Origin of the sequence: Taklimakanibacter albus, from assembly GCF_016595235.1 — a bacterium.
Lineage (GTDB): Bacteria > Pseudomonadota > Alphaproteobacteria > Rhizobiales > Aestuariivirgaceae > Taklimakanibacter > Taklimakanibacter albus.
This window is the reverse complement of the sequence record NZ_JAENHL010000008.1, coordinates 2,395,174-2,417,669: the sequence shown is the minus strand read 5'-3', so window position 1 is coordinate 2,417,669 and position 22,496 is coordinate 2,395,174. Positions and strand designations below refer to the sequence as shown.

At 63.6% G+C, this 22,496-nt stretch carries 23 protein-coding genes; 13 read left to right on the top strand and 10 right to left on the bottom strand.

From position 1 onward, the window contains the following. Positions 1-68: 68 nt before the first annotated feature. Positions 69-257, bottom strand: coding sequence for a DUF1674 domain-containing protein (locus tag JHL16_RS34490; RefSeq protein ID WP_348647323.1), 189 nt, complete (start codon positions 255-257; stop codon positions 69-71). A 192-nt stretch (positions 258-449) separates the two neighbouring features. Here JHL16_RS34490 and htpX point away from each other — a divergent pair, with 192 nt between their 5' ends. The 3 genes from htpX to JHL16_RS34475 all read left to right on the top strand — a co-directional run bounded on the left by htpX (position 450) and on the right by JHL16_RS34475 (position 4,454). Then, on the top strand, positions 450-1,376 hold the full coding sequence (htpX, locus tag JHL16_RS34485; RefSeq protein WP_200189490.1) for a zinc metalloprotease HtpX: 927 nt from the start codon (positions 450-452) through the stop codon (positions 1,374-1,376). Then, positions 1,367-2,677 (top strand): RsmB/NOP family class I SAM-dependent RNA methyltransferase, encoded by a 1,311-nt coding sequence (locus JHL16_RS34480; RefSeq protein ID WP_200189488.1) that lies wholly within the window; start codon positions 1,367-1,369, stop codon positions 2,675-2,677. Before htpX ends, JHL16_RS34480 begins: the two co-directional genes overlap by 10 nt. An 88-nt stretch (positions 2,678-2,765) precedes the next feature. Further along, a complete protein-coding gene (locus JHL16_RS34475) occupies positions 2,766-4,454 on the top strand; it encodes a heparinase II/III family protein (RefSeq protein ID WP_200189486.1) in 1,689 nt (562 codons plus the stop codon). Between the two features lie 57 nt (positions 4,455-4,511). On the opposite strand, the gene JHL16_RS34470 is transcribed toward JHL16_RS34475, so the two are convergent. Continuing rightward, a complete protein-coding gene (locus JHL16_RS34470; RefSeq protein WP_200189484.1) occupies positions 4,512-5,888 on the bottom strand; it encodes an aminotransferase-like domain-containing protein in 1,377 nt (458 codons plus the stop codon). A gap of 211 nt (positions 5,889-6,099) precedes the next feature. Here JHL16_RS34470 and JHL16_RS34465 point away from each other — a divergent pair, with 211 nt between their 5' ends. The 3 genes from JHL16_RS34465 to purH all read left to right on the top strand — a co-directional run bounded on the left by JHL16_RS34465 (position 6,100) and on the right by purH (position 8,719). After that, positions 6,100-6,435 (top strand): hypothetical protein, encoded by a 336-nt coding sequence (locus JHL16_RS34465; RefSeq protein WP_200189482.1) that lies wholly within the window; start codon positions 6,100-6,102, stop codon positions 6,433-6,435. A 118-nt stretch (positions 6,436-6,553) separates the two neighbouring features. Further along, complete coding sequence (locus tag JHL16_RS34460; protein WP_200189480.1) at positions 6,554-7,033, top strand: DUF3016 domain-containing protein; 480 nt, start codon at positions 6,554-6,556, stop codon at positions 7,031-7,033. A gap of 105 nt (positions 7,034-7,138) precedes the next feature. Then, positions 7,139-8,719, top strand: a complete 1,581-nt coding sequence (purH, locus tag JHL16_RS34455) for a bifunctional phosphoribosylaminoimidazolecarboxamide formyltransferase/IMP cyclohydrolase (RefSeq protein WP_200189478.1) — start codon at positions 7,139-7,141, stop codon at positions 8,717-8,719. Between the two features lie 16 nt (positions 8,720-8,735). Here the strand turns inward: purH and JHL16_RS34450 are convergent, their stop codons facing one another. Beyond that, entirely contained in the window at positions 8,736-9,140 is a 405-nt protein-coding gene (locus tag JHL16_RS34450) for a tautomerase family protein (RefSeq protein WP_200189476.1), read from the bottom strand. A 112-nt stretch (positions 9,141-9,252) separates the two neighbouring features. Here JHL16_RS34450 and JHL16_RS34445 point away from each other — a divergent pair, with 112 nt between their 5' ends. From JHL16_RS34445 to JHL16_RS34435, 3 genes are all read left to right on the top strand, one after another. Beyond that, positions 9,253-10,119, top strand: a complete 867-nt coding sequence (locus JHL16_RS34445; RefSeq protein ID WP_210346116.1) for a LysR family transcriptional regulator — start codon at positions 9,253-9,255, stop codon at positions 10,117-10,119. A gap of 116 nt (positions 10,120-10,235) precedes the next feature. Next, entirely contained in the window at positions 10,236-11,612 is a 1,377-nt protein-coding gene (locus JHL16_RS34440) for an ActS/PrrB/RegB family redox-sensitive histidine kinase (protein WP_200189474.1), read from the top strand. Positions 11,613-11,676: 64 nt separating this feature from the next. After that, a complete protein-coding gene (locus JHL16_RS34435) occupies positions 11,677-12,222 on the top strand; it encodes an ActR/PrrA/RegA family redox response regulator transcription factor (RefSeq protein WP_137856416.1) in 546 nt (181 codons plus the stop codon). A gap of 139 nt (positions 12,223-12,361) precedes the next feature. Here JHL16_RS34435 and JHL16_RS34430 read toward each other — a convergent pair whose 3' ends face one another. Beyond that, the gene (locus JHL16_RS34430) at positions 12,362-12,829 is read right to left on the bottom strand and encodes an MmcB family DNA repair protein (protein ID WP_200189468.1); all 468 of its coding nucleotides are present in this window, start codon (positions 12,827-12,829) and stop codon (positions 12,362-12,364) included. A 161-nt stretch (positions 12,830-12,990) separates the two neighbouring features. Here JHL16_RS34430 and JHL16_RS34425 point away from each other — a divergent pair, with 161 nt between their 5' ends. From JHL16_RS34425 to JHL16_RS34415, 3 genes are read left to right on the top strand one after another with little or no spacing between them, the layout of a single operon-like run. Next, positions 12,991-13,539, top strand: coding sequence for a TRAP transporter small permease subunit (locus JHL16_RS34425; protein ID WP_200189467.1), 549 nt, complete (start codon positions 12,991-12,993; stop codon positions 13,537-13,539). Between the two features lie 17 nt (positions 13,540-13,556). Beyond that, positions 13,557-15,488 (top strand): TRAP transporter large permease, encoded by a 1,932-nt coding sequence (locus JHL16_RS34420; protein WP_200189466.1) that lies wholly within the window; start codon positions 13,557-13,559, stop codon positions 15,486-15,488. 57 nt (positions 15,489-15,545) lie between these two features. Continuing rightward, positions 15,546-16,586 (top strand): methyltransferase, encoded by a 1,041-nt coding sequence (locus JHL16_RS34415; protein WP_200189465.1) that lies wholly within the window; start codon positions 15,546-15,548, stop codon positions 16,584-16,586. Positions 16,587-16,788: 202 nt separating this feature from the next. Here the strand turns inward: JHL16_RS34415 and JHL16_RS34410 are convergent, their stop codons facing one another. The 4 genes from JHL16_RS34410 to JHL16_RS34395 form a co-directional block, all read right to left on the bottom strand. Then, positions 16,789-17,886, bottom strand: coding sequence for a TRAP transporter substrate-binding protein (locus tag JHL16_RS34410; RefSeq protein ID WP_200189463.1), 1,098 nt, complete (start codon positions 17,884-17,886; stop codon positions 16,789-16,791). Between the two features lie 228 nt (positions 17,887-18,114). Next, positions 18,115-19,212, bottom strand: coding sequence for a TRAP transporter substrate-binding protein (locus tag JHL16_RS34405; RefSeq protein WP_200189461.1), 1,098 nt, complete (start codon positions 19,210-19,212; stop codon positions 18,115-18,117). Between the two features lie 287 nt (positions 19,213-19,499). Continuing rightward, positions 19,500-20,222, bottom strand: a complete 723-nt coding sequence (locus JHL16_RS34400; RefSeq protein WP_246771256.1) for a hypothetical protein — start codon at positions 20,220-20,222, stop codon at positions 19,500-19,502. Then, entirely contained in the window at positions 20,219-20,905 is a 687-nt protein-coding gene (locus JHL16_RS34395) for a MarR family winged helix-turn-helix transcriptional regulator (protein WP_200189459.1), read from the bottom strand. Before JHL16_RS34395 ends, JHL16_RS34400 begins: the two co-directional genes overlap by 4 nt. 205 nt (positions 20,906-21,110) lie before the next feature. On the opposite strand from JHL16_RS34395, the gene JHL16_RS34390 reads away from it, so the two are divergent. Then, the gene (locus JHL16_RS34390; RefSeq protein ID WP_200189457.1) at positions 21,111-21,338 is read left to right on the top strand and encodes a hypothetical protein; all 228 of its coding nucleotides are present in this window, start codon (positions 21,111-21,113) and stop codon (positions 21,336-21,338) included. A 1-nt stretch (position 21,339) separates the two neighbouring features. Here JHL16_RS34390 and JHL16_RS34385 read toward each other — a convergent pair whose 3' ends face one another. After that, entirely contained in the window at positions 21,340-21,834 is a 495-nt protein-coding gene (locus tag JHL16_RS34385; protein WP_200189456.1) for an anthrone oxygenase family protein, read from the bottom strand. Positions 21,835-21,884: 50 nt separating this feature from the next. Then, positions 21,885-22,484 (bottom strand): TetR/AcrR family transcriptional regulator, encoded by a 600-nt coding sequence (locus JHL16_RS34380; protein WP_200189455.1) that lies wholly within the window; start codon positions 22,482-22,484, stop codon positions 21,885-21,887. Positions 22,485-22,496: the final 12 nt, after the last annotated feature.

Genomic DNA, 22,496 nt, shown 5'->3' with positions numbered 1-22,496 from the left:
GCGAGCGAAGCGAGCCTCGAAGGGTATCGTGCCGCGTCTCGCTACGAGGAGTTGAGAAAACGCCTTTACTAAAAATCGCTGGCGATGCCCTTCACTTCCCAATCACCGAAGCGGGTGGGTTCGGGGCCCGTGCGGCCGTCGACTTCCTTGGGCAGCTGCGGGGATGACGCCGCCTTGCGCCGCGCTTCCGCCTCGGCAAGGGCGCGTTTCGCTGGCTCGGAAATCGTCTTTTCGGTCTTGTCCTGGGCGTCGGCCATAACCATCATATAGCGCGCAACAAGGCGGAGTGGAATTCACTTTGCCGAGAAGGATTCGCGCCAAATCAATAGCTTGGCGCAAATCCTTGTCGCCAAAGTCTTCAACTCTGGCGGGATTTGCTCTAAGAGCCCGGTTGCCGAGCGTGCAAGGCGGGCGATTTGGCATGTTTTGGCACGAGGAGATCGACGTCGATGAATGTGATGCGTACCGCGATCCTGCTGGCAGGGCTGACCGCCTTGTTCCTGGGCGTCGGTTATGCGATCGGCGGCCCGACCGGCGTCGTCGTGGCGCTCATCTTTTCGCTCGGCATGAATGCCTTCTCCTATTGGAATTCCGACAAGATGGTGCTGCGCATGCATGGCGCGCGCCAGGTCGATCGCGCCACCTCGCCTGATTTCTACGACATGATCGCGCGTCTGTCGCAGAATGCCGGCCTGCCGATGCCCAAAATCTACATCATGGACAATCCGCAGCCCAATGCCTTCGCCACCGGCCGCAATCCTGAAAATGCCGCGGTTGCGGCAACGACCGGTTTACTGTCGTCGCTGAATTATGATGAGATCGAAGGTGTGATGGCGCATGAGCTGGCGCATATCCGCAATCGCGATACGCTCATCATGACCATCACCGCCACCATTGCCGGCGCCATCTCGATGCTCGGCAATTTCGCTTTCTTCTTCGGCGGCCGCGACCGTAATTCGGGGCTGGGTCCGATCGCCACGATCGCCATGATCATCCTGGCGCCGCTCGCCGCCATGCTGGTGCAGATGGCGATCAGCCGCACCCGAGAATATTCCGCCGACCGCGCCGGCGCCGAGATCTGCGGCAAGCCGATGGCGCTCGCTTCGGCGCTCAACCGCATATCGGGCGCGGCACATCGCATCGAGAACGACACCGCCGAGGCCAATCCCGCCACCGCGCATATGTTCATCATCAACCCGCTGTCGGGCGCGCGCATGGACAATCTGTTCTCGACCCATCCCGCCACCGAGAACCGCATCGCGGCCCTGCAACGGATCGCGCAGGAATTCGGCCAGGCGGCCACCACGTCTTCTTCCCGCAACAGCCAAGGCCCCTGGTCCGGCACTGAACCGCGCCAAAAAGGCCCATGGGGTTAGGCGCTCTCAAAACGCAAGGCGGCAAGGCGGGACTGCCGGCGCGCCGTGCCGCGCTGGCGATACTGGCCGACATTCTCGGTGAGGCGCGGCCCTTCGACGACGCGCTGATGCGCGCCCATACGAATGATTTCGAGCCGCGCGACCGCGCCTTCGTGACCGCACTGGTGCAGACCTCGTTGCGCCGCAAGGGCGAATGCGAGGCGGTGCTCGACCGTTTCATGAGCAAAAGGCTGCCGCGCAAATCCGGCAAGACGTCCTTGATCCTGCTGCTCAGCGCCGCTCAGCTTCTCTATCTGGGTGGGCCACCGCATGCCGTCATCGATCTCGCCGTCACTTTGGCGCGCGAGGACCGTGAGTCGCGGCACTTCTCGGCGCTGATCAATGCGGTGCTGCGCAAGCTCGTCGGCGTCGAAGCCCTCGACAAGCCGCATCTCGACGTGCCGCAATGGCTCTGGCGGCGCTGGGTGAAAACCTACGGCAAGAAGACCGCGCATGACATTGCGCGCGCGCATCTGAAGATGGCGCCGCTCGACATCACGCCCAAGACCGATGTGGAAGGCTGGGCGCTGAGGCTTGGCGGTATCGCGCTGCCGACGGGCTCGGTGCGTGTCGCCGAACGGCAGGGCGTGATCGAAGCGCTTGCCGGCTTCGATGAGGGCGCATGGTGGGTGCAGGATGCCGCCGCCGCCTTGCCGGTGAAGCTTCTGGGCGACGTCACGGGCAAGACGGTGCTCGACATCTGTGCCGCGCCAGGCGGCAAGACGGCGCAACTCGCCGCTGCCGGCGGCTGCGTTACGGCGATCGACCAGTCGGTGGCACGCATGGGCCGGGTGCAGGAGAATCTCGACCGTCTGCAGCTCAAGGCCGAGCTCTGCGTGACCAATGCCCTGGACTTCCCGCTGGGTCCGCTCTTCGATGCGGTGCTGCTCGATGCACCTTGCTCGGCCACCGGCACCATCCGCCGTCATCCGGAGCTGCCTTACATCAAATCCGAGATCCAGATCGCCGAGCTCACCGACCTCCAGGCGCGGCTTCTGGCCTACGCGGCGCGTTTCGTGAAGCCGGGCGGCAGCCTCGTCTATTGCACCTGCTCGCTCGAGCCCGAGGAGGGCGAGCAGCAGGTCGAAAGCTTCCTCGCGGGCCATGCCGATTTCGCCCGCCAGACATTGTCCCCGGACGAGGTCGGCGGTGCGGCCCAGTTCATCACCGAAGGTGGCGATCTTCGCACCCTCCCATCCATGAATATCGGTCTAGATCAAGGGCTTGATGGATTCTACGCCGCCCGTCTCAGGCGTCAGTAGGGCGGCATTAGCCAATCCTTAACCTTACCCCTCTCCAATAGGGCTCGAGCCCCATTCATCCCAAAATCGAGCCCGTCGAAACCACGCCATGTTGCGCGCCCTTGAGTCCCGTTTCGAGTTGTTCGGCGCCCTTCGCGCCGGCCTGGGTGCGACGCTTCAGCCTTTTGAAAAAGCTCAGGATTTTGGCCGGAGCCTGTTGCGCCGCTGGCGCCCGTCCAGGCTCGCCCGCCCGATCATACCGCTGATCCTCGGCAACCCTGAGCTCGGCCGCCAGATCTATCGCAACCGTTTCGTCCTGGCCGGCCATTCGATATCGGGCGGCACCGACAGCATCTTCCAGAAGCTGGTTCTCGAGCCGGCCTTCCTCATCGAGCTGCATGGCTTCACCTGGCTCGCGCATCTGGAAGCCGCGGGCTCGGCCATGCATCGTGCCTATGCGCGCACCTTGGTCCTCGACTGGCTCACGCATCAGCGCGGCCTGCCGCAGGAAGCGCGCCGCTCGGATGTCGCCGCGGTGCGGCTGATGGCGCTGGTGCGCCATGCGCCCTTCCTGCTGAAAGGGGCGGGCTCCGCATTCGAGGACAAGTTCCTGCGCCTCATCGCGCGCGAAACGGCGCAGATGGCGCATGAGCCCGGCCGCATCGAGCAGGCTTTGGCGCTCGCTTATGCGGTCACCGCTTTCGAGTCGACACTGGCCTTCCGCGCCCAGGCCTATGAACGCCTCGAGCTCGCCATCGCCGAGCAGATCCTGCCCGATGGCGGCCATGTCTCGCGCAATCCGGCGACCCTGCTCAATCTCCTGCTCGATCTCGTGCCGTTGCGCTCGGCCATCATCGCCGCGCGCGAGCCCTTGCCGCAGCGCTTCAGCGCCGGCATCGAGCGCATGCTGCCGATGCTGCGTTTCTTCTGTCATGGCGATGACGGGCTTGCCGTCATCCAGGGTGTCGCCGATCCGGCGGTGCGCCAGATGCGCGCCGTCTTCGGCCAGGACACCACGCTCGGCCGGCCGGTGTCGCTCGCCGCTTATTCGGGCTTCAGCCGCATGTCGCATGGCCAGGCGCTGGTGATCACCGATTTCGGCGCCGATGCCGCCTGCTCGGGCCCGCTCGCTTTCGAATTCTCCGACGGGCCGGCGCGTATCGTCGTCAATTGCGGCTATCCGGCCGATGGCTCGAAGCGCTGGATCTATGCCGCCTCAGGCCCCGCTGCTCACAATACGCTGAGCCTCGATGCGGGTGCCGCCGATCGCGCGCAAAGCGCGCTCGCCCGCTGGACCGGCGCCTTGCGTCAGAAGGAGAGCGAAAGGCGCGGTGTCAGCGAGACGAGCGAGCACGGCACCATCTTCCATGGCGGCGATGTGCTCGACGGCAATCTCCTGCATGAGCGCGATCTCTATCTTGGCGCCAGCGGCGATGACTTCCGCGGCGAAGACCGCTTCATCCGCGATGGTGCCAGCGACCCGGCCTATACCGGTCTTCCCTATACGCTGCGCTTCCACCTTCATCCCTCCGTCAAGGCGACCCTGTCGAAGGATGGCGGCACGGTGATGCTGATGCTCGCCAATCGCGCCGCCTGGCGCTTCGCCGCCAAGGGCTGCGTCGTCGAGCTGACCGACAGCGTCTATCTGGCGGGACTGCCGCAACCGCGCCGCACCCAGCAGATCGTGCTCAAGGGCGTCATCGGCCGGCATGACCGGGTGAACTGGGCCTTCCGGCGTGTGGCCAAGCGTGACCGGCGTGAAGTGGCGCCGAACGCTGAGCCGGAACTGCCGTTTTAGCGCTTCCCGCCAAAGTTGCTCGACTTTGGCGATAAGGAATCGCGCCAAATCATACTGCTATACAATCTGATCGACGGAAATCGGCGAATCCACGGCGGCGGCAAGAAGCTGCAACGCCTGGGCGAGCTCGGCACGGTTGCGTGCCGCGCCCAGCGAGACGCGCACCGCCTGAGGGGCGGGCTGATCCAGTGCGAAGGCGTCGCTCTCGACGACGGCAAGCCCGGCGCGCAGAATATGCGACGCGAAGCCCGACGCATTCCAATGGCGGGGCAGCGACAGCCACAGATGATGCGCATTGGGCCGGCTCGCAAACGACACGCCCTTCAATATTCTGCTGGCGAGCTGCTGGCGGCCCGAGGCTTCATTGCGGATGGCCTGGATGATCTGCTCGGCGGTGCCGGTCTTCAGCCAGTGTATGACGAGCGCCACCATCAGGCGCGGCGGCATCTGGCTCGTCGCCTGAAGCGTGCTGCGCATCGCCTGTTCCGCTGCAGCGTTGGGGGCGAGCAGGAACGACACGCGCAGCGCCGGCGCGATGCATTTCGACAGGCCGGCGGCGAGGTAGGTCCGCTCCGGGATCAGCCGCGCGATCGGCGTCACGATGGGCTCGAGGGGCCCATAGGCATCGTCCTCGATCAGGAAGGTTGCGTTCTCGTCGATGATCCTGGCCACGGCCCTGCGGCGCTCAGGCCCGAGTGTGGCGGTCGTCGGATTATGCTGGGTCGGGGTGAGATAGACGGCTTTGGGCCGATGCCGGCGGCAGGCGCCAGCCAGCGCATCGGGAAGCACACCTTCCTTGTCCATCTCGACGCCGATGAGACGGACGCCCAGTTTCGCGGCGGCCGCCTTGATGCCGGGATAGGTGAGCGCCTCGGTCAGCACCACATCGCCGGGCGAGGTGAGCGACAGGAGCGCATTGAACAGGATCGCCTGATTGCCGGGATAGATGATGACGCGCTCGGTTCTCGCCTCGGGCAGGCGGGCGCGGAGCCAGCTCGCCGCGACCTCGCGTTCCTCGTCGCTGCCGCCGGGGCGTTGATAATTGAGGAACGCCGAAAAACTCGCCGTGCTCTGGATCGAGGCGAAACCTTTGGCGATGCGCATATCGAGATTGGCCTCGACCGGCTGCGGCGGCACATTCATCGACAGATCGATCTTCACCGGGAAGGGAATGTTCTGGGCGCTGCGCGCCGTCGTCTCCGAAACGAAAGTGCCCTGGCCGACGCGCGCTTCGATGAGGCCGCGCCGGCGCGCCTCGCCATAGGCCCGCGTGACCGTCGTCAGATCGATGTCGAGCGCTTGCGACAGGGCGCGCTGGGTCGGCAGCTGCTGGCCGCGCGCCAGCCGTCCATGGGCAATGTCGGCGCCGAGCGCCTCCACCAGGCGCAGATAGATCGGTCCCGACCATTCGGAGAGTGTAGGGGTCCAGTCCATGCAATCCTAATTCCTCAATACGGATACTGGCATATTGTCTGGAATCAGAATCTCGTCAAGGTGCTTGAACTATTTGATTTATCAGAGAATCCCTGAGAGATGGATCTGATATTGTATGGAAGTGATCCATGCAATTGGGCAGATTCTCATTGGTTGCAGGCGAAAAGACACAATATTGTATGGAAACGCAGTGCTGACAAAGGAGCTTTCCATGGCACTCAATCATGAACCGGTTTCTGAGCCGAGCCGGGACCTCTTCACGCGGCAGTCGATCACCTCGACGACCGTCATCGGAACCCTGGTCCTGTCGGCGCTGACTTTGCTGGCGACCTATGTCCTGGGTGGATTCACCGGTCTTTCCGGAAGCGGCGTGGGGGCCTTGATCTTCGGTGTCATCGCCTCCTTCGCGCTGGGTGTCGGTCTGATGGTCGTGGTTTTTCACAGCAGCCGGCAATATGACGACGCCGCCCATTATGCCGCGATGGATCACTTCAAGAAGGTCGCGGCAGAAAATGACTCCAAGGAAACATCGACACCGGCGAAGTGACGGGCGTCCGCTTGCGCGTCGCCGGCGAAACGCGATAAACTTTTTCTGCCTCCGCGTTGTTGCGCTCTGATGCGCATCAGGTGACCCCGAGAACGGCGAGGCGTGGAAGGGGTCCGCCATGCGTTCTGCCAAGCTCCTATCAGTACTTCTGTCCTTGCTCGTGCTGTTGTCGGTGAACGCTTTTGCCGGCGTCAGCGTAAATTTTGTGCATCCCGAGAAATTCCGCGATGAGGATTTCCGCCGCGCGTTCAAGCGCGACGGCGTCATCGCCGAGTTTCGCAAATATTTCGACCGGCTTGGCGCGATCTATCTCAAGAAGGGACAGACGCTCCGGATCGACGTGCTCAACGCCGATCTCGCCGGCCGTTACGAGCCCTGGAATGGGCTCTATGATGTCCGCGTGCTGCGCGACGTGACGCCGCCGAGCTTCCGCCTGCGCTACACCTTGCGGCAAGGCAAGAAGATCGTCGCGCGTGGCGAGGAGACGGTCACCGACATGAACTATCTGTGGGACCTGTCGGCGAGGAGCGCGAGCGGGCGCTTCCCTCATGAAAAGGCCATGCTGCGCGACTGGTTCCGCAAGCGTTTCTCGAGATAGAGCCATCCACAGATTTGGCCGATCCGATAATGGATTCCGGCGGCGCTTGTGCTAGATCACCGGCGATCATCCGCCATATTCCATCGCAAGCCAAAGGCTCCTTCGATGTCCCCACCTGTCCGCCGCGCTTTGCTCTCCGTTTCCGACAAGACGGGGCTCATCGATTTCGCCAAGGCGCTCAGCCAGCGCGGCATCGCCCTCGTCTCGACCGGCGGCACCGCCAAGGCGCTGAAGGCCGAAGGCCTCGCGGTGACGGATGTATCGTCGGTGACGGGTTTCCCCGAGATCATGGACGGGCGGGTCAAGACCTTGCATCCCAAGATCCATGGCGGGCTCCTCGCCGATCGCGGCAACAGCGAGCATGTGAAGGCGCTGGACGTCCAGGCGATCGAACCCTTCGAGCTTCTGGTGGTCAATCTTTATCCGTTCGAGGCGGTGACCGCGAAAGGAGCGGCCTGGGACAAGGCGATCGAAAATATCGATATCGGCGGACCGGCAATGATCCGCGCCGCCGCCAAGAATCATGGCAGCCTCGCCGTCATCGTCGATCCGTCGGACTATGCGAGCGTGCTCGCCGAGCTCGATGCCCATCAGGGCGCCGTCAGCGAAGCGGCGCGCCGGCGTTTCGCGGCGAAAGCCTTCGCCCGCACCGCCTCCTACGATGCCGCCATCTCGCAATATTTCGCCCGCGAGCTGAAGGACGACGCGCCGGATTATGCGGCGCTCGGCGGCAGGCTCATCCAGAAGCTGCGGTATGGCGAGAACCCGCATCAGTCGGCCGCCTTCTACAGAAGTGCTGAAATCCGCGAAGGTGTGGCGACCGCCGAGCAGCTCCAGGGCAAGGAACTCTCCTACAACAACATCAACGACACCGACGCCGCTTTCGAATGCGTGGCGGAATTCGCCGGGAGGGATGCCGCCTGCGTCATCGTCAAACACGCCAATCCGTGTGGCGTGGCGCAAGGTGCTTCACTCGCCGAGGCCTATCGCAAGGCGCTCGCCTGCGATCCGGTGAGCGCTTTCGGCGGCATCATCGCCTTCAACCGTCCGATCGATGCGCAAGCGGCCGAGGAGATCGTCAAGATCTTCACCGAAGTCATCATCGCACCGGGGGCCAGTGACGAGGCCCGCGCCATCATCGCCGACAAGAAGAATCTGCGCCTTCTTGTCACCAGAGGCCTGCCGGATCCGGCGCGCCCCGGCCTGTCGTTCAAGACCGTGGCGGGCGGTTTTCTCTTGCAGTCGCGCGATGCGGGTCATGTGGCGGTGAGCGATCTCAAGACGGTGACCAAGCGGGCGCCGACCGCCGCGGAGCTCACCGATCTGCAATTCGCGTTCACGGTGGCGAAGCATGTGAAGTCGAACGCCATCGTCTATGCCAAAGCGGGCGCCACCGTGGGCATCGGCGCCGGGCAGATGTCGCGTGTCGATTCGACCCGTATCGCGGCGGCGAAAAGTGCTGAGGCCGCCAAGGCACTGGGACTTGCCGAACCTCTCGCCAAGGGCGCGGTGGTGGCGTCAGACGCCTTCTTCCCCTTCGCCGACGGGCTTGTGACCGCGGCGGAAGCCGGCGTCACTGCGGTGATCCAGCCCGGTGGTTCGATGCGCGATGCCGAGGTGATCAAGGCGGCCGACGAATTGGGCTTGGCCATGGTCTTCACCGGCATGCGGCATTTTCGGCACTAATTACCGGTCACACACCTCACTTCAGCTTCTTCGCGATATAGCGCTCTTCCTGCGTGACACCGCCATAGCCATAGGCATAGCCGTTGACGTCATGCACATGCACGTAAGATTCCTCGTGCAGCGGGCCTAAGAGCTTGGCCATGGTGGCGAAGACCTCGGCGATGAAGCGCGCCTTTTCGTCCTTGGTATTGGTGCTCTCGACGATCTTGATATCGAGCCAGAAGGTGGCGAGGCCGTGCTCGGCCACGGATTTGTCGCCGATGAACCAGCTGTCGGCGTCGAGAGACTCGACCGTCACCGCGGTGATCTTGGAATCCTTTTGCAGGATGTCGGCCGAAAGCCGGTTGGCGGCGGCGGCGATTTCAGCCTTGCTGATGGTGTGCTTATGGGGCGAGCTGTAGGCGATACGGATGAGCGGCATGGAAGTTCTCCTGGTGAATGGTCGTCGTGTCATGCGAAATCTAAGGACTTCATCGTCATTGCAAAAGCTCATGAAGACGGATATCTATAATTAGCTTTTGTAATGGAAAATCATGGCGACGCTCGACATCGACGATCTGAGGGCGCTTCTGCATCTTTCCGATCTCGGCAATTTCACCCGTGCGGCGGAAGCCCTGGGCACGACCCAGTCGGCGGTGAGCCTCAGGCTCAAGCGGCTCGAGGAGAAGCTCGGCCGCAAGCTCGTCGAGCGCAGCCCGCGCCTTGTCCAGTTCACGCCTGACGGCGCAGCACTCGTCGCCCATGGCCGTTCTGTCCTATTGGCCCATGACGCCGCCCTTGCGGCGCTCGACCGGCAGCCTCTGCCGGCTTTGACGCTCGGCATCAGCGATCATGTGATGGGCGACCGTCTGCCCGAGCTTTTCGCGCGCCTGAAGGAGATGCTGCCGCAGCTGCGCTTCGCGATCCGGATCGGCCTGTCGCGTGATCTTCTGGCTCAATTCGAGACGGGCGGCTTCGACGCCATCCTGCTGCGCGGTGAAAGCGCGCGTTCCAAGGCCGCAGACGGTGAACGCCTGCTCGAGGACGGGCTCGCCTGGTTCGCCGCCCCGTCCTTCACCTGGACGCCGGAGGAGCCTTTGCCCTTGCTGGCACTGGCCGCGCCCTGCGGCATTCGCGCCGCGGCGGTGAAGGCCCTGGAGAAAAAACATGTACCCTGGGTCGAGAGCTTCACCGGCGGCGGCGTCATGGCCGTCGCGGCGGCGGCCTCAGCCGGATTCGGCGTCGCGGCACTCGGCCGCTCGCTGGCGCCGCCCGGCACCCGCGAGGTGACAGAACGTCTCGGCCTGCCGCCTTTGCCGTCGAGCGCCATCCTCCTGCGCTCGCATGTCTCCGATCCACGCCTGGCGCGGCCGTTGCGCGAATTCGCTTCGGCCGTAAAGCACGTCCTGCGCGGGCGCTGAGCAAATCCCGCCAAAGTTGAAGACTTTGGCGATAAGGATTTGCTCCAGGAACTTGAAGTCCCGCCATCCCGCGTCGCCGGGATGCGCGCCTTCCGTCACTCTGCTACAAGCGGGCCATGCCGACCGATCTTCCTCTCGACACCCCTGACGAACGAAGCTTCCTGCCGGGCCTCGGCCTTGGCGAGCAGGGTCTGCGCCTCAAGACGCTGGTGCGCCTGCGCTGGCTCGCCGTCGCCGGCCAGACGGCGGCGGTGATGCTCGTGCATTGGCTTCTCGGCTTCGACCTGCCGGTCGGCTGGTGTCTGGCGGCCATCGCATTGTCGGCCTGGCTCAACATCTTCCTCACCTTGCGCTGGCGCGGCAACCTCGTCACCGACCGCAATGCCGCGTTGCTGCTCGGCTATGACATCCTGCAGCTGGCGCTGCTGCTCTATCTGACCGGCGGGCTCCAGAATCCCTTCGCCTTCCTGTTCCTGGTGCCGGTCACCGTCTCAGCGACCTCGCTGCCGATCAAATGGACTTTGTTCTTGGGCGCGCTGGCTTTCGTCTGCGCGAGCTTCCTCGCTTATGATCATCTGCCGCTGCCCTGGTTCGCCGAGGCGCCGCTCGAGCTGCCGACCATCTATATCGTCGGCATGTGGACGGCTTTGGTGAGCGGCGTCGTCTTCTCGGCCATCTATGCGCGCCGCATCGCCGAGGAAGCACGCCAGATGTCGGCGGCGCTCTCCGCCACCGAGCTGGTGCTGGCGCGCGAGCAGCGGCTCTCGGCGCTCGACGGTCTCGCCGCCGCGGCCGCGCATGAGCTCGGCACGCCGCTCGCCACCATCGCGCTCGTCGCCAAGGAATTGAAGCGCGAACTGCCGCAAGGCGGTCATACCGGCGAAGACATCGACCTTCTCATCAGCCAGGCGGCGCGCTGCCGCGAGATCCTGTCCCGCCTCGCCAATCGCGACACGCCGGCCGACGCCATATTGGCGCAGGCCAAATTACCGGTGATGCTTGAGGATATCGTGGCGCCGTTGCGCGGCTCCGACGTCATCATCGCGGTCGACGCCCATGCCGCCGATGACGGCAAGCCGAAGCGCGAGGGTGAGCCGGTCTTCGAGCGCAATCCCGCCATCACTTACGGCCTCGGCAATCTGATCGAGAATGCCGCCGACTTCGCCACCACCCGTGTCGATGTCGAGGCGCGCTGGTCGGCGAACGACATCACCATCACGGTGCGCGATGACGGTCCGGGCTTCTCGCAGGACATCATCGACCGGCTGGGTGATCCCTTCGTCACCTCGCGCAAAGGCTACGGTCCGGGCGATTCCGGCGACGCGGCCGGGCGCCATGAGGGCATGGGCCTCGGCTTTTTCATCGCCAAGACGCTGCTCGAGCGCTCCGGCGCCCAGGTGGCGCTGGCCAACCGGACCTATCCCGACCATGGCGCCAGCGTGCGTATTTCCTGGCCGCGAATGAGGATAGATGTGGCCCTGCGTAAACCCTAATGTTCCTATAGTTTGAGGTGGGACAAGTTCCCCCCTATAAGGGGCCCGAAAGGACCGAATCTTGATGACCGAACCGAACTTGCCGCAGGATCTGACGCTGCTTCTGGTGGATGACGACAAGCCCTTTTTGACCAGGCTTGCCCGCGCCATGGAAACGCGCGGCTTTGTCGTCCGCATGGCCGAGACGGTGGCGGAAGGCATCGAGCAGGTCCGCAAGGAGCCGCCCGGCTATGCGGTGGTCGATCTCCGGCTTGGCGACGGCAATGGCCTCGATGTGATCGAGGCGCTTCATCGCTCCAGGCCCGATGCCCGCGCCGTGGTGCTGACCGGCTATGGCAATATCGCCACCGCCGTCACCGCGGTGAAGCTCGGCGCCATCGATTACCTCGCCAAGCCCGCCGATGCCGATGCCGTCTACAGCGCGCTCACCGGTTCCGGCGGCGCGCGCGCGGCGCTCCCTGAAAACCCGATGTCGGCCGACCGGGTGCGCTGGGAGCATATTCAGCGCGTCTATGAATTGTGCAACCGCAATGTCTCGGAAACGGCGCGCCGGCTCAACATGCACCGCCGCACCCTGCAGCGCATTCTCGCCAAACGCGCGCCGAAATGACCTCAGCCGTCACCCCGGCGAAGGCCACAGTAGTATTCATACATCTGATGACGGACGCACTTTCCCTCTCCCCGCTGCGCGGGGCGAGGTAAGCCCAGGCTCTACGCGAGATGTATGAATAGCCACAGGGCGGAAAGCGCTACATCATTTCCGGATCATAAAGCCCATGCAGCCGGAGCGCTGCCGAGCGGGCGAAGCTGAGCGTCATCGCCTTGCGCCGTGACGCATGGAGCAGATGCTCGGCCGGATCGCGCTGGACTTCCGCCCCCCAGGCATCGGCGACGATGAGGCCTGCCTCTGCCGGCATGATCTCAGGCGCCAGGTCAGTGGTGATGGCGAAATAGAGCCGGTCGCAGAAATCGCGATATTCCGGCCATTTGAGATCGGCGCGAAAATCCTCCAGCGACGACTTGATCTCGACGATCCAGATCTGCCCCGAGGGCGACAGGCCGATGACATCGACACGCCGGCCTGACGCCAGGGTGAACTCGGTCAATGTCGCGAATCCCGCCGCGCGCAGATGCCGGCACACGCCTTTCTGGATGGCGGCGGCGGTCTGTGACTGGCGTCCATCGGGGCGGATCTGGGGGTTAATCGAAGGTAGCATGGGCGGCACTCGATTCAGGCTTTTGCCCTGCGGGCTTTGCCTCTAATGTTTCGCCTCAAATCACTGACCCGGTCAACCCGGGCAACGGCGGTGGACGGCACGCTGCTGACAAAATGGCAAATCCCGCCATAAGGGTTTGCCAAAAAGGGGAAGAATACCGGATGGGCGGATTACTCGCTCTGAGCCGCAGGATTGATGCGGTCACGGCCTTTATCGGCCGTCATGTCATTTGGCTGATTCTCGCCGCCATTCTCATCAGCTCCATCAATGCGGTCATCCGCAAGGCCTTCGACATGAGCTCGAATGCCTGGCTCGAATTGCAGTGGTATCTGTTCGGCGCCGTCTTCATGCTGGCCGCCGCTTACACCCTGCAGAGAAACGAGCATATCCGCATCGACATCATTTCGGGCCGCCTGTCGCAGAACGCCCGCAACTGGATCGACCTCTTCGGCCATATGCTGATGCTGCTGCCTTTCACAGCATTGATGATCTATGAGAGCACGCCCTTCGTGCTCAGCGCCATACGCTCGGGCGAGATGTCGGGCTCGGCCGGCGGCCTCATCATCTGGCCGGCGCGCGCTTTCATTCTCGCCGGCTTCTTCCTGCTCTTCCTGCAGGGCATTTCCGAGCTCATCAAGCGCATCGCCATCATGCGCGGCCTGATCGCCGATCCCCATGCGGGGCAAGGCCATCACGCGCCGTTGGAATAAAGGAAGGGGAAACAGTCATGACCGCCTTCCTCATGGAAAATATGGCGCCGATCATGTTCGCGGCGCTCGTCATCTTCCTGCTGCTCGGCTACCCGGTCGCCTTCTCGCTGGCTTTCGTCGGGCTGGGCTTCGGCTTGATCGGCATCGGGCTCGGCATGTTCACGCCGAGCTTTCTGCAGGCCTTGCCAGATCGCGTCTTCGGCATCATGGCGAATGAGACATTGCTCGCCATTCCCTTCTTCACCTTCATGGGCCTCATCCTTGAACGATCCGGCATGGCGGAGGAGCTGCTCGACACCGCCGGCAAGCTCTTCGGCCCGGTCAGAGGCGGCGTCGCTTATGCGGTGATCTTCGTCGGTGCGCTGCTGGCCGCCACCACCGGCGTCGTCGCCGCCTCGGTGATCGCCATGGGGCTCATCTCGCTCCCGATCATGCTGCGCTACGGCTATGACCGCCGCCTCGCCTCGGGCGTCATCACCGCATCGGGCACGCTGGCGCAGATCATCCCGCCGAGCCTCGTGCTGATCATTCTCGCCGACCAGCTCGGTCGCTCGGTCGGCGACATGTATGCCGGCGCCATCATTCCGGGCCTCGTGCTGACCGGCCTCTATATGATCTACGTCTTCATCATGACGGTGATCTATCCGAAGTCGGCCCCGGCATTGCCGGCCGAGGCGCGCTCCTTCGGTCAGGGCGCCGAATACCGTCCGGTGATCACGGCCGCGACCTTCCCGCTCATGCTGGTCCTGTGGGGCATGATCGTGCTTTTCGCGCCGAAACTCGGCATCGACCTCATCAACGGTTTCGTGCCGGGGATAAGCGAATGGATCGAGGCGCGCGTCGTCGATGAAGGCCCGCGCATGCTGGCGATGCTCGGCGCCTTCGCCGCGCTATATCTCGTTTATGTCGGCGCGTTGCGTTACGCGCCGAAAATTCTCGCCACGGCGCTCGGCGCCTTTTTTCTGCTGCTGGCGCTGGGCGTCCTGTGGAAGGCGGCCGGCGCCTTTGTCGCCGGCTTCGCCACGCTTCCATCAGCTTCCGAGCGCGGCCTCGAATTTCTCCTCGACCTCATTGCCTGGGTCGCCGGCGAATGGGTCTATGCCGTCGCTCTCATGGGCCTCATCGGCGGCGGCGTGTCGCTGCTCAATGCGCCATCGCGCCCGGTTTCGGCCGCCGTGTGGAAGATCATCGCCGATCTTCTGCCGCCGCTCGTCCTCATCTTCCTGGTGCTCGGCACTATTTTCCAGGGCATCGCCACGCCGACTGAAGGCGGCGCCATGGGCGCCACCGGGGCGCTCATCCTCGCGCTGGCGCGCCGCAAGCTGAGCCTCGACCTCCTTCGCCAGGCGCTGGAGAAAACCACCAACCTCTCGGCCTTCGTGATCTTCATCCTGATCGGCGCCCGTGTCTTCTCGCTCACCTTCTATGGCGTCGACGGCCATAAATGGGTCGAGCATCTGCTCGTCAGCCTGCCGGGCGGTCCGCTCGGCTTCCTGATCGTCGTCAACATCCTCGTCTTCATTCTCGCCTTCTTCCTCGATTTCTTCGAGCTCGCTTTCATCATCGTGCCGCTTCTGGTGGGGCCGGCCGAGGCGCTGGGCATCGATCTCATCTGGTTCGGCGTGCTGCTCGGCATCAACATGCAGACGAGCTTCATGCATCCGCCTTTCGGCTTCGCCTTGTTCTATCTGCGCTCGGTGGCGCCGCGACACTCGTACAAGGACCGTATCACCGGGGCGACCATCGCGCCGGTCACCACTGGCCAGATCTATTGGGGGGCCGTTCCCTTCGTCATCATCCAGCTCATCATGGTGGGGCTCGCCATCGCCTTCCCATCCATGATCATGCACTACAAGGGCACAGGGCCGACCGTCGATCCCAACACGATCGAGATCACCGTGCCGACCGACGGGGGCGGCGATCTCACCGGTCCGCCGTCCTTCGATTGACCGGTTCGCCGATTGGTGCCTAACTTGTCGGGGGGGTTCCAGCAAGGGAGAGGCCACATGCCTGATGCCGTGAAGCCACCGGAGCCGGCCCTTCCGCCGGCCATGCAGCTGATCCAGATGGCGAGCGCCTATTGGGTGTCGCGCATCGTCCATGCCGCGGCCGAGCTGGGGCTCGCCGACCATCTGGCGCAAGGCCCGCTGAGCGCCGCCGATATCGCCGGCAAGGCGAAGCTCAATGCGCCGGCGCTGCACCGGCTGATGCGCAGCCTCGCCGGTCTCGGCATTCTCGATGAAGGCGAGGACAAGCGGTTTGCTCTGACCCCGCTCGGCGAGGCCCTCAAATCGGGCAAGGCCGTCGCGGGCTCGGCCCGCGCCGCCGTTCTGACCCTCGCTTCTCCCTGGTTCAGCACCGCCATGGACCAGCTTTCGGAAAGCGTGCGCAGTGGCGCCACCGCCTTCGAGAAGATCAACGGCATGCCGGTCTTCGACTTTCTGGGACAGCGTCCCGAGGCGGCGTCGCTGTTCAGCGAAACCATGGTCGGTATCCATGGCAGCGAGCCGCCGGCCGTCGCCGAGGCCTATGATTTCTCCGGCCTCAAGACCGTCGTCGATGTCGGCGGCGCCACCGGCAACATGCTGGCGGCGATCCTGCTTCGCCATAAAAGCTTGCGCGGCATCCTGGCCGACCTGCCGCATGTGGTGAAGGACGCGCCGGCCTTCCTGTCAGCCAAGGGCGTGAGCGACCGCGTGTCGATCTCGCCGCACAATTTCTTCGACTCCGTGCCTGCCGGCGGCGACGCCTATGTCCTTTCGCATATCCTGCATGACTGGAGCGAAGCGCAGTGCCTGACGATCCTGAGGAATCTGCACAAGGCCATGACGGCCGACGCGCGGCTCCTCATCGTCGAGATGGTGCTGCCCGGTCGCAACGAGCCGCATTTCGGCAAGATCCTCGACATGGTGATGCTGGCCGTGCCGGGCGGCGAGGAGCGCACGGGCGAGGAATATCGCGCCCTTCTCGCCAAGGCCGGCTTCAAGCTCACCCGCATCGTGCCCACCGCCTCGCCGGTGAGCGTCATCGAGGCCGTGAAGGCGTAGAAAACGGGATCGAGCTCATTCGGCCAGGCTCCTTCAGCATTTCCCCTCTCCCGTCCGCAGGATGGGAGAGGGTGGCCGAAGGCCGGGTGAGGGCTCTTTGCTTCAGAGCTACAGATGTTTCAGAAGAGCCCTCATCCGCCCTGTCGGGCACCTTCTCCCATTGCTGCGCAACGGGAGAAGGGGGAAGCATGAAGGGGATTTTCTACAACGCCTTCTTGCGCTGCTGCGCCATCATGAAGTTGTCGAAGGTCGCTTCCGACACCTGCTGCCACAGATAGGCGTCGGCGCGGTAGGCCATCACCGCGTCATGCACCTTCTTGAAGGCAGCGTTGGTGGCGTTCATCTCGGCATAGGTTTCCTTCGCCGCATTGAAGCAGGCTTCCAGGATCTCGGCCGAGAAGGGACGCAATTTGGCGCCGTCGGCGACCAGCTTCTTGAGCGCCCCCGGATTGAGATGGTCGTAGCGCGCCTGCATGTCGGTATTGGCGAGCGCCGCGGCGCCGGTGATGATCGCCTGATAGTTTTTCGGCAGGCCTTCCCATTTCGCCTTGTTGATGAAGAAATGCAGCATCGGGCCGCCTTCCCACCAGCCCGGATAATAGTAGTAGGGCGCCACCTTGTTGAAGCCGAGCTTCTGGTCGTCATAGGGTCCGACCCATTCGGCCGCATCGATGGTGCCCTTTTCGAGGGCGGGATAGATGTCGCCGCCGGCGATCTGCTGCGGCACCACGCCGAGCTTGGCGATGACCTTGCCGCCGAAGCCGCCGATGCGCATCTTGACGCCTTTGAGGTCGGCGGCGGTCTTGATTTCCTTGCGGAACCAGCCGCCCATCTGGGCGCCGGTATTGCCGCCGGGCAGCGCATGGATGTTGTAGGCGGCGTAGAACTCGTTCATCAGGTCGATGCCGCCGCCTTCATACATCCAGGCATTCTGCTGGCGCGAATTGAGGCCGAAGGGCACCGCGGTGGCGAAGGCGAAGGTCGGATCCTTGCCCCAGTAGTAATAGGAGGCGGTATGCGCCATTTCGAGCGTGCCGTCGGTCACCTTGTCGGCGGCCTGGAGGCCGGGGACGATTTCGCCCGCCGGAAAGACCTGGATCTGGAACTTGCCGTCGCTGGCTTCCGCGACATTCTTGGCGAAGACCTCGGCGGCGCCGAAGATCGTGTCGAGGCTCTTGGGAAAGCTCGAGGTCAGCCGCCATTTGAGCTCTGGCGCGGATTGCGCGATGGCGGGGGCGGCAAGCGTGGCGGTTGCGGCGGCCGCGGTCCCGGCCGACGCGAAAAATTTACGGCGATCCATTCCGTTAGTCCTCCCTGGGCGCATCGGCCCGAAAAGTTGCAGACTTTTCGGATCGGCTGATGCGCGATGAATGCGTTTCCTCACGAGACAGCGCGCTCTTATGCCGGCGCGTCCGTCCATCGCTGTTATAAAACAGCCTATTGCATATTCAATGGGGCGTTACCGTCATAATGAAAAAGCCCCGGAGGCGGGACCTCCGGGGCTGATCAGGATAATTTGCCGTAATTCTTACAGCTGCTTCTTGCGCTGCTGGTTCATCATGAAGGTGTCGAAGGTGTTTTCCGACACCTGCTGCCACAGATAGGCATCGTTGCGCTGCGCCGCCATCGCCTCATAGAGCTTCTTGAAGGCGGCATTCTTGGCCGAGATCTCGGCATAGGTTTCCTTGGCCGCGGTGAAGCAGGCTTCCATCACCTCTTGCGGATAGGGCCGCAATTTGGCGCCGTCGGCGACGAGCTTCTTGATCGCCGCCGGATTGACCTGGTCATATTTGGCCTGGGCATCGACATTGGCCGCCATCGCCGCGGCGGTGATGACCGCCTGATAGTTCTTCGGCAGCTCGTCCCATTTCCCCTTGTTGATGAAGAAATGAAGGGCGGCGCCACCTTCCCACCAGCCCGGATAATAGTAGTAGGGCGCCACCTTGTTGAAGCCGAGCTTCTGGTCGTCATAGGGGCCGACCCATTCGGCGGCGTCGATCGTGCCCTTTTCGAGCGAGGGATAGATGTCGCCGCCGGCGATCTGCTGCGGCACCACGCCGAGCTTCTGCATCACGGCGCCGGCAAAGCCGGCGATGCGCATCTTGACGCCTTTCAGGTCCTCGACGGTCTTGATCTCCTTGCGGAACCAGCCGCCCATCTGGGCGCCGGTATTGCCGCCCGGCATGCCGATGAAATTGTAAGGCGCGTAGAATTCGTTGAGCAGTTCATTGCCGCCGCCATGATAGAACCAGGCATTCTGCTGGCGCGAATTGAGGCCGAAGGGCACTGCGGTGCCGAAGGCGAAGGTCGGGTCCTTGCCCCAGTAATAATAGGAACAGGTATGGGCCATCTCGACGGTGCCGTCCGACACCTTGTCGGCGGCCTGCAGGCCCGGCACGATCTCGCCTGCCGGGAAGCATTGGATCTGGAACTTGTTGTCGGTCGCTTCGGCGACGAATTTGGCGAAGACTTCGGCCGCGCCATAGATCGTATCGAGGCTCTTGGGGAAGCTCGACGTGAGCCGCCATTTGAGCTCGGGTGCTGACTGCGCGAGGGCAGGGGCGGCGAGTGTCGTCGCGGCGGCGGCAAGGGTTCCGGAACGGGTGATGAAACGACGGCGATCCATGAGGCTTCCTCTCGTTTGGCCCTGGGACGGGCCAGATGACGATGATTGCGGGCGAGGCCCGGAAGAGCCTTTATAGAGGGCGCCGTGGCGTCCGACCAATACGCCAAAAGACGAAAATCGCGCGGGTGCAATGGAACCCCGTCTCTGGCATCATGTCGTGCCTTCTCTGGTATGCCCGGAGCAGGCTGAAAAAGGCGATCCGCCGGTGGCAGCCGGCGGATCGTCGTCGCAGCCGCATCAGCCCGAAAAGTTGCAGACTTTTCGGAAAAGCTGATGCGCAAGAAGAGCTACTTCTTCAGGGTGATCGTGCCGGGGAAGGTCAGCTTGCCCGACGCGATCTTGTGCACGCCGGTCACACAGAGAAGCGGCGCCTTGCCTTCGCCGTTGACCTGCAACTCGGCGGTGACCGCGTCGAACTTGGCGTTTTCGGCGCCCTTCAGCGGCACCGTGATCCTGACGGTCGACCCTTTAAGCAAAGCCGACATGCCGGGGCTGTCGAGCGCGATCGGTAGGCCCGGCGCCGTCGCCGGGAGAACATCCTGGCCGGGCGAGACGTCCTTCACTTTCAGCCCGGCGCCGCAGGCCTTGTCCTCGCCCAGCACCACCCAGTGCGAATGCCAGCCCGCCCCGTCATTGGCGGGATCGCCGTCATTGTTTTCATCGAAGAGCGGCGTGTCGTCGAAATCGGGATGGGCGGTGATGGCGAGTGCCAGGATGCCCGTGCCCTTGCCGAAACCGACCGTTTCGGGATCGAGCTTGGTCGGCCAGACATAGGCCTCGACCTTCGCACCGGTGAGCTTGCCGGTGGCTTTCGGTTTCATGCTGCCGGCCTCGCCCGTCACTTCCATGGCGAATTCGGCGAGACGCCCATCGGTCGTGGCGGCGGCTTTGGTGATGTCGAAAGCGGGGTCGACCTTGTCGTCCGCTTTGGCGGTGATGTCGTGTGCGGTCGCGGCGGCGGCCGTGAAAGTGAGCAAAGCGGCGCTCGAGATAAGGCGCAAGAATTTCATTCGATCTTCTCCTGTTGATGTGGATGCCCGGAGCCCGGCGCCGCCGCGATGAAGTTCCGCCAGGTGGCAGCCAGACGGTCGGGAGGCGCCGCATCATGTTCGCCGCAATCGATCCGCAAATCCTGGGAGCCGAATGGCGCGCGCACGAAGTCGCAAAAATGAGGGGTGTCGGTTCCGGGCGACACATGCGGGCGGAAATGCCGGCAGGTGACGCACATGCGCTGCATCGGCATCTGGCCGTCATCGAGCAGCGTCCGGATCATCTTGATGAGCAGCTGGAGAAGATCGCCTTGCTCTTGTGCGCTGAGGCCCGACAGCGCCTTGCCGGTGAGCGTCAGGCCGCCGCGCAGGCTCAGGAGCGCCTCGCGGCCCTGCTCGGTCAGGCGATTGCGCACCGCCCGGCGGTCCTGGGTGTCGCTCGCCCGCGCCACTAGGCCCTTGCGCTCGAGCGCGGTCAGCGAATCGGTGATGGTCGGCTGGCTGAGGCCCAGCTCACGGGCGATGTCCTGAACCCGGAGATCCTCGAATCCCGGTCGTCCCAGGAGATTGAGCAGCATGAGCTGGGTCGGGTTGAGGCCGTGGGCGCTGGCGGTGCGCCATTGTTCGACCCGATTGAGGCCCGCGAGCCGCTCGAGCCCATCCTGGAGCCGGTCGGGCAGAGGTGTCCTTGGGAAAGTTGTCATAGGTGAAAATTACATAGGACTCCTATGTTCGTCAATGGGGTGAACGGAACCTTTCTCATGAGGCCGCGTTATCGGGGTGTGCTTCGCCACGCTCACTGAGCTGAGGCTGAAGCCCGGCCCGCCCCTGAAGCTCCGTGGTTTTCCCGGGCGGGCCGACGGCAAATTCTGAAGTTCTCGACGACGGTTTATCCAGCGGGAGGAGTCTATGACTCTGTCGGCTCACAAGGTTTTGTTTTCACTGATCACTTTCGCCGCCCTTCTGGGCTTCGGCTGGGTCTTGATCGTCTATGTGCTGTCCTTCCGCGCCGCCCAATGGGTCGTCGATCGCATCGAGGACGGCATGGCGCCGCGCCGCCCGGCTCTGCGGCCTGTTCGTCGCGCCTATCGCCCGGCTTACCGTACCCCTTATTATCGCAACTCTTATATGCGCTGAGCTACGGTCCGGGGTTTCTCTGTAGCAATAATCCCACGATGAACAGCACCGTCGCCAGAAGCGGCACGGCGGTACGCACGTGATTCCAGAAGGTCCAGTCGCTCAGATAACGCGTCCAGAGCGCGGCGCCCTCCGGGCTCGTCGGTGAGACGGCGGCGAGCGCGTCATTGAGCGGTACATTGAAGATCATCGTCACGACGAACGAGCCTGCCACATAAAGGAGTGCCGCGATGAGGATCGTGGCGCTGCCGGGCGTGCTCCAGTTGAGGACGGCGAGGACGGCAACAACGACGCAGAGAAGCGGCGTGCCCATGAACACCGCCATGAACCACGGATTGATCACGGTCACATTGATCGCATTCATCGCGGCGATGCCTTCCGGCGGCGGCAGGCGGGCGAGGGCCGCCATCACGAAGGTAGAGAAGGCATAGAAGATGCCGGCGGTGAGACCGGCGCCGAGCGCGCACAGGACGGTGATGATGGTGACGAGATTCATGCGGAGATCTCCAGCTCTCAAACCAATATCACGCCCATGACAAAGGGATGTCAGGACTTTTCGATCATCCGTTTCAGGCCGCGATAGATCGTCTCCAGGCGCTCGAAGCCGCCTTCGGTGAGGGTGATCGGCGCCGCATTGTCGGCGATGGCCGCCAGAATCAGGGCCGCATCGTCCGGCTGTGCATTGGGCGCGAGCTCGCCGCGTTCGGCGGCGGTCGACAGCGCCGCGGCGAAGATCGCCAGCAATTCGCTGCCGAAATGATCGAGCATCTGGCGGCCTTTGGCGCTGAGAAGATCGGCATCCTGGCGCAACCGCGAGATCAGGCTCCAGGGCTGGCCGCTCTCGCCCGCCGCGTTGAAATGCTGGAAGCGCTTGCGGCTCACCCCGATCATCGCCTCGATCTTGTCGCCGAGGCTCGAATTCTCCGTCGACCAGACTTGCCGGAGCGCCACGAGCGTTACCTGCGCATAGTCTTCCAGCACCTCCTCGACCAGCGCCTGCTTGCCGCCGAAATGGTAATGGATATTGGCGCGCGTGATGCCGAGCTCCTCGGCGATGTCGCCGAAACTGGCGCCGCGATAGCCGTTGCGCACGAGAAGGTCGAGGGCGATGTCCTTGATGGCCTGGCGGGTGTCGGGTTCGCTCATGGTTTCTTCTAG

Coding starts and splice junctions, on each gene's coding strand:
- JHL16_RS34490 (WP_348647323.1), bottom strand. CDS start 257: ATGGCCGACGCCCAGGACAAGACCGAAAAGACGATTTCCGAGCCAGCG.
- htpX (WP_200189490.1), top strand. CDS start 450: ATGAATGTGATGCGTACCGCGATCCTGCTGGCAGGGCTGACCGCCTTG.
- JHL16_RS34480 (WP_200189488.1), top strand. CDS start 1,367: ATGGGGTTAGGCGCTCTCAAAACGCAAGGCGGCAAGGCGGGACTGCCG.
- JHL16_RS34475 (WP_200189486.1), top strand. CDS start 2,766: ATGTTGCGCGCCCTTGAGTCCCGTTTCGAGTTGTTCGGCGCCCTTCGC.
- JHL16_RS34470 (WP_200189484.1), bottom strand. CDS start 5,888: ATGGACTGGACCCCTACACTCTCCGAATGGTCGGGACCGATCTATCTG.
- JHL16_RS34465 (WP_200189482.1), top strand. CDS start 6,100: ATGGCACTCAATCATGAACCGGTTTCTGAGCCGAGCCGGGACCTCTTC.
- JHL16_RS34460 (WP_200189480.1), top strand. CDS start 6,554: ATGCGTTCTGCCAAGCTCCTATCAGTACTTCTGTCCTTGCTCGTGCTG.
- purH (WP_200189478.1), top strand. CDS start 7,139: ATGTCCCCACCTGTCCGCCGCGCTTTGCTCTCCGTTTCCGACAAGACG.
- JHL16_RS34450 (WP_200189476.1), bottom strand. CDS start 9,140: ATGCCGCTCATCCGTATCGCCTACAGCTCGCCCCATAAGCACACCATC.
- JHL16_RS34445 (WP_210346116.1), top strand. CDS start 9,253: ATGGCGACGCTCGACATCGACGATCTGAGGGCGCTTCTGCATCTTTCC.
- JHL16_RS34440 (WP_200189474.1), top strand. CDS start 10,236: ATGCCGACCGATCTTCCTCTCGACACCCCTGACGAACGAAGCTTCCTG.
- JHL16_RS34435 (WP_137856416.1), top strand. CDS start 11,677: ATGACCGAACCGAACTTGCCGCAGGATCTGACGCTGCTTCTGGTGGAT.
- JHL16_RS34430 (WP_200189468.1), bottom strand. CDS start 12,829: ATGCTACCTTCGATTAACCCCCAGATCCGCCCCGATGGACGCCAGTCA.
- JHL16_RS34425 (WP_200189467.1), top strand. CDS start 12,991: ATGGGCGGATTACTCGCTCTGAGCCGCAGGATTGATGCGGTCACGGCC.
- JHL16_RS34420 (WP_200189466.1), top strand. CDS start 13,557: ATGACCGCCTTCCTCATGGAAAATATGGCGCCGATCATGTTCGCGGCG.
- JHL16_RS34415 (WP_200189465.1), top strand. CDS start 15,546: ATGCCTGATGCCGTGAAGCCACCGGAGCCGGCCCTTCCGCCGGCCATG.
- JHL16_RS34410 (WP_200189463.1), bottom strand. CDS start 17,886: ATGGATCGCCGTAAATTTTTCGCGTCGGCCGGGACCGCGGCCGCCGCA.
- JHL16_RS34405 (WP_200189461.1), bottom strand. CDS start 19,212: ATGGATCGCCGTCGTTTCATCACCCGTTCCGGAACCCTTGCCGCCGCC.
- JHL16_RS34400 (WP_246771256.1), bottom strand. CDS start 20,222: ATGAAATTCTTGCGCCTTATCTCGAGCGCCGCTTTGCTCACTTTCACG.
- JHL16_RS34395 (WP_200189459.1), bottom strand. CDS start 20,905: ATGACAACTTTCCCAAGGACACCTCTGCCCGACCGGCTCCAGGATGGG.
- JHL16_RS34390 (WP_200189457.1), top strand. CDS start 21,111: ATGACTCTGTCGGCTCACAAGGTTTTGTTTTCACTGATCACTTTCGCC.
- JHL16_RS34385 (WP_200189456.1), bottom strand. CDS start 21,834: ATGAATCTCGTCACCATCATCACCGTCCTGTGCGCGCTCGGCGCCGGT.
- JHL16_RS34380 (WP_200189455.1), bottom strand. CDS start 22,484: ATGAGCGAACCCGACACCCGCCAGGCCATCAAGGACATCGCCCTCGAC.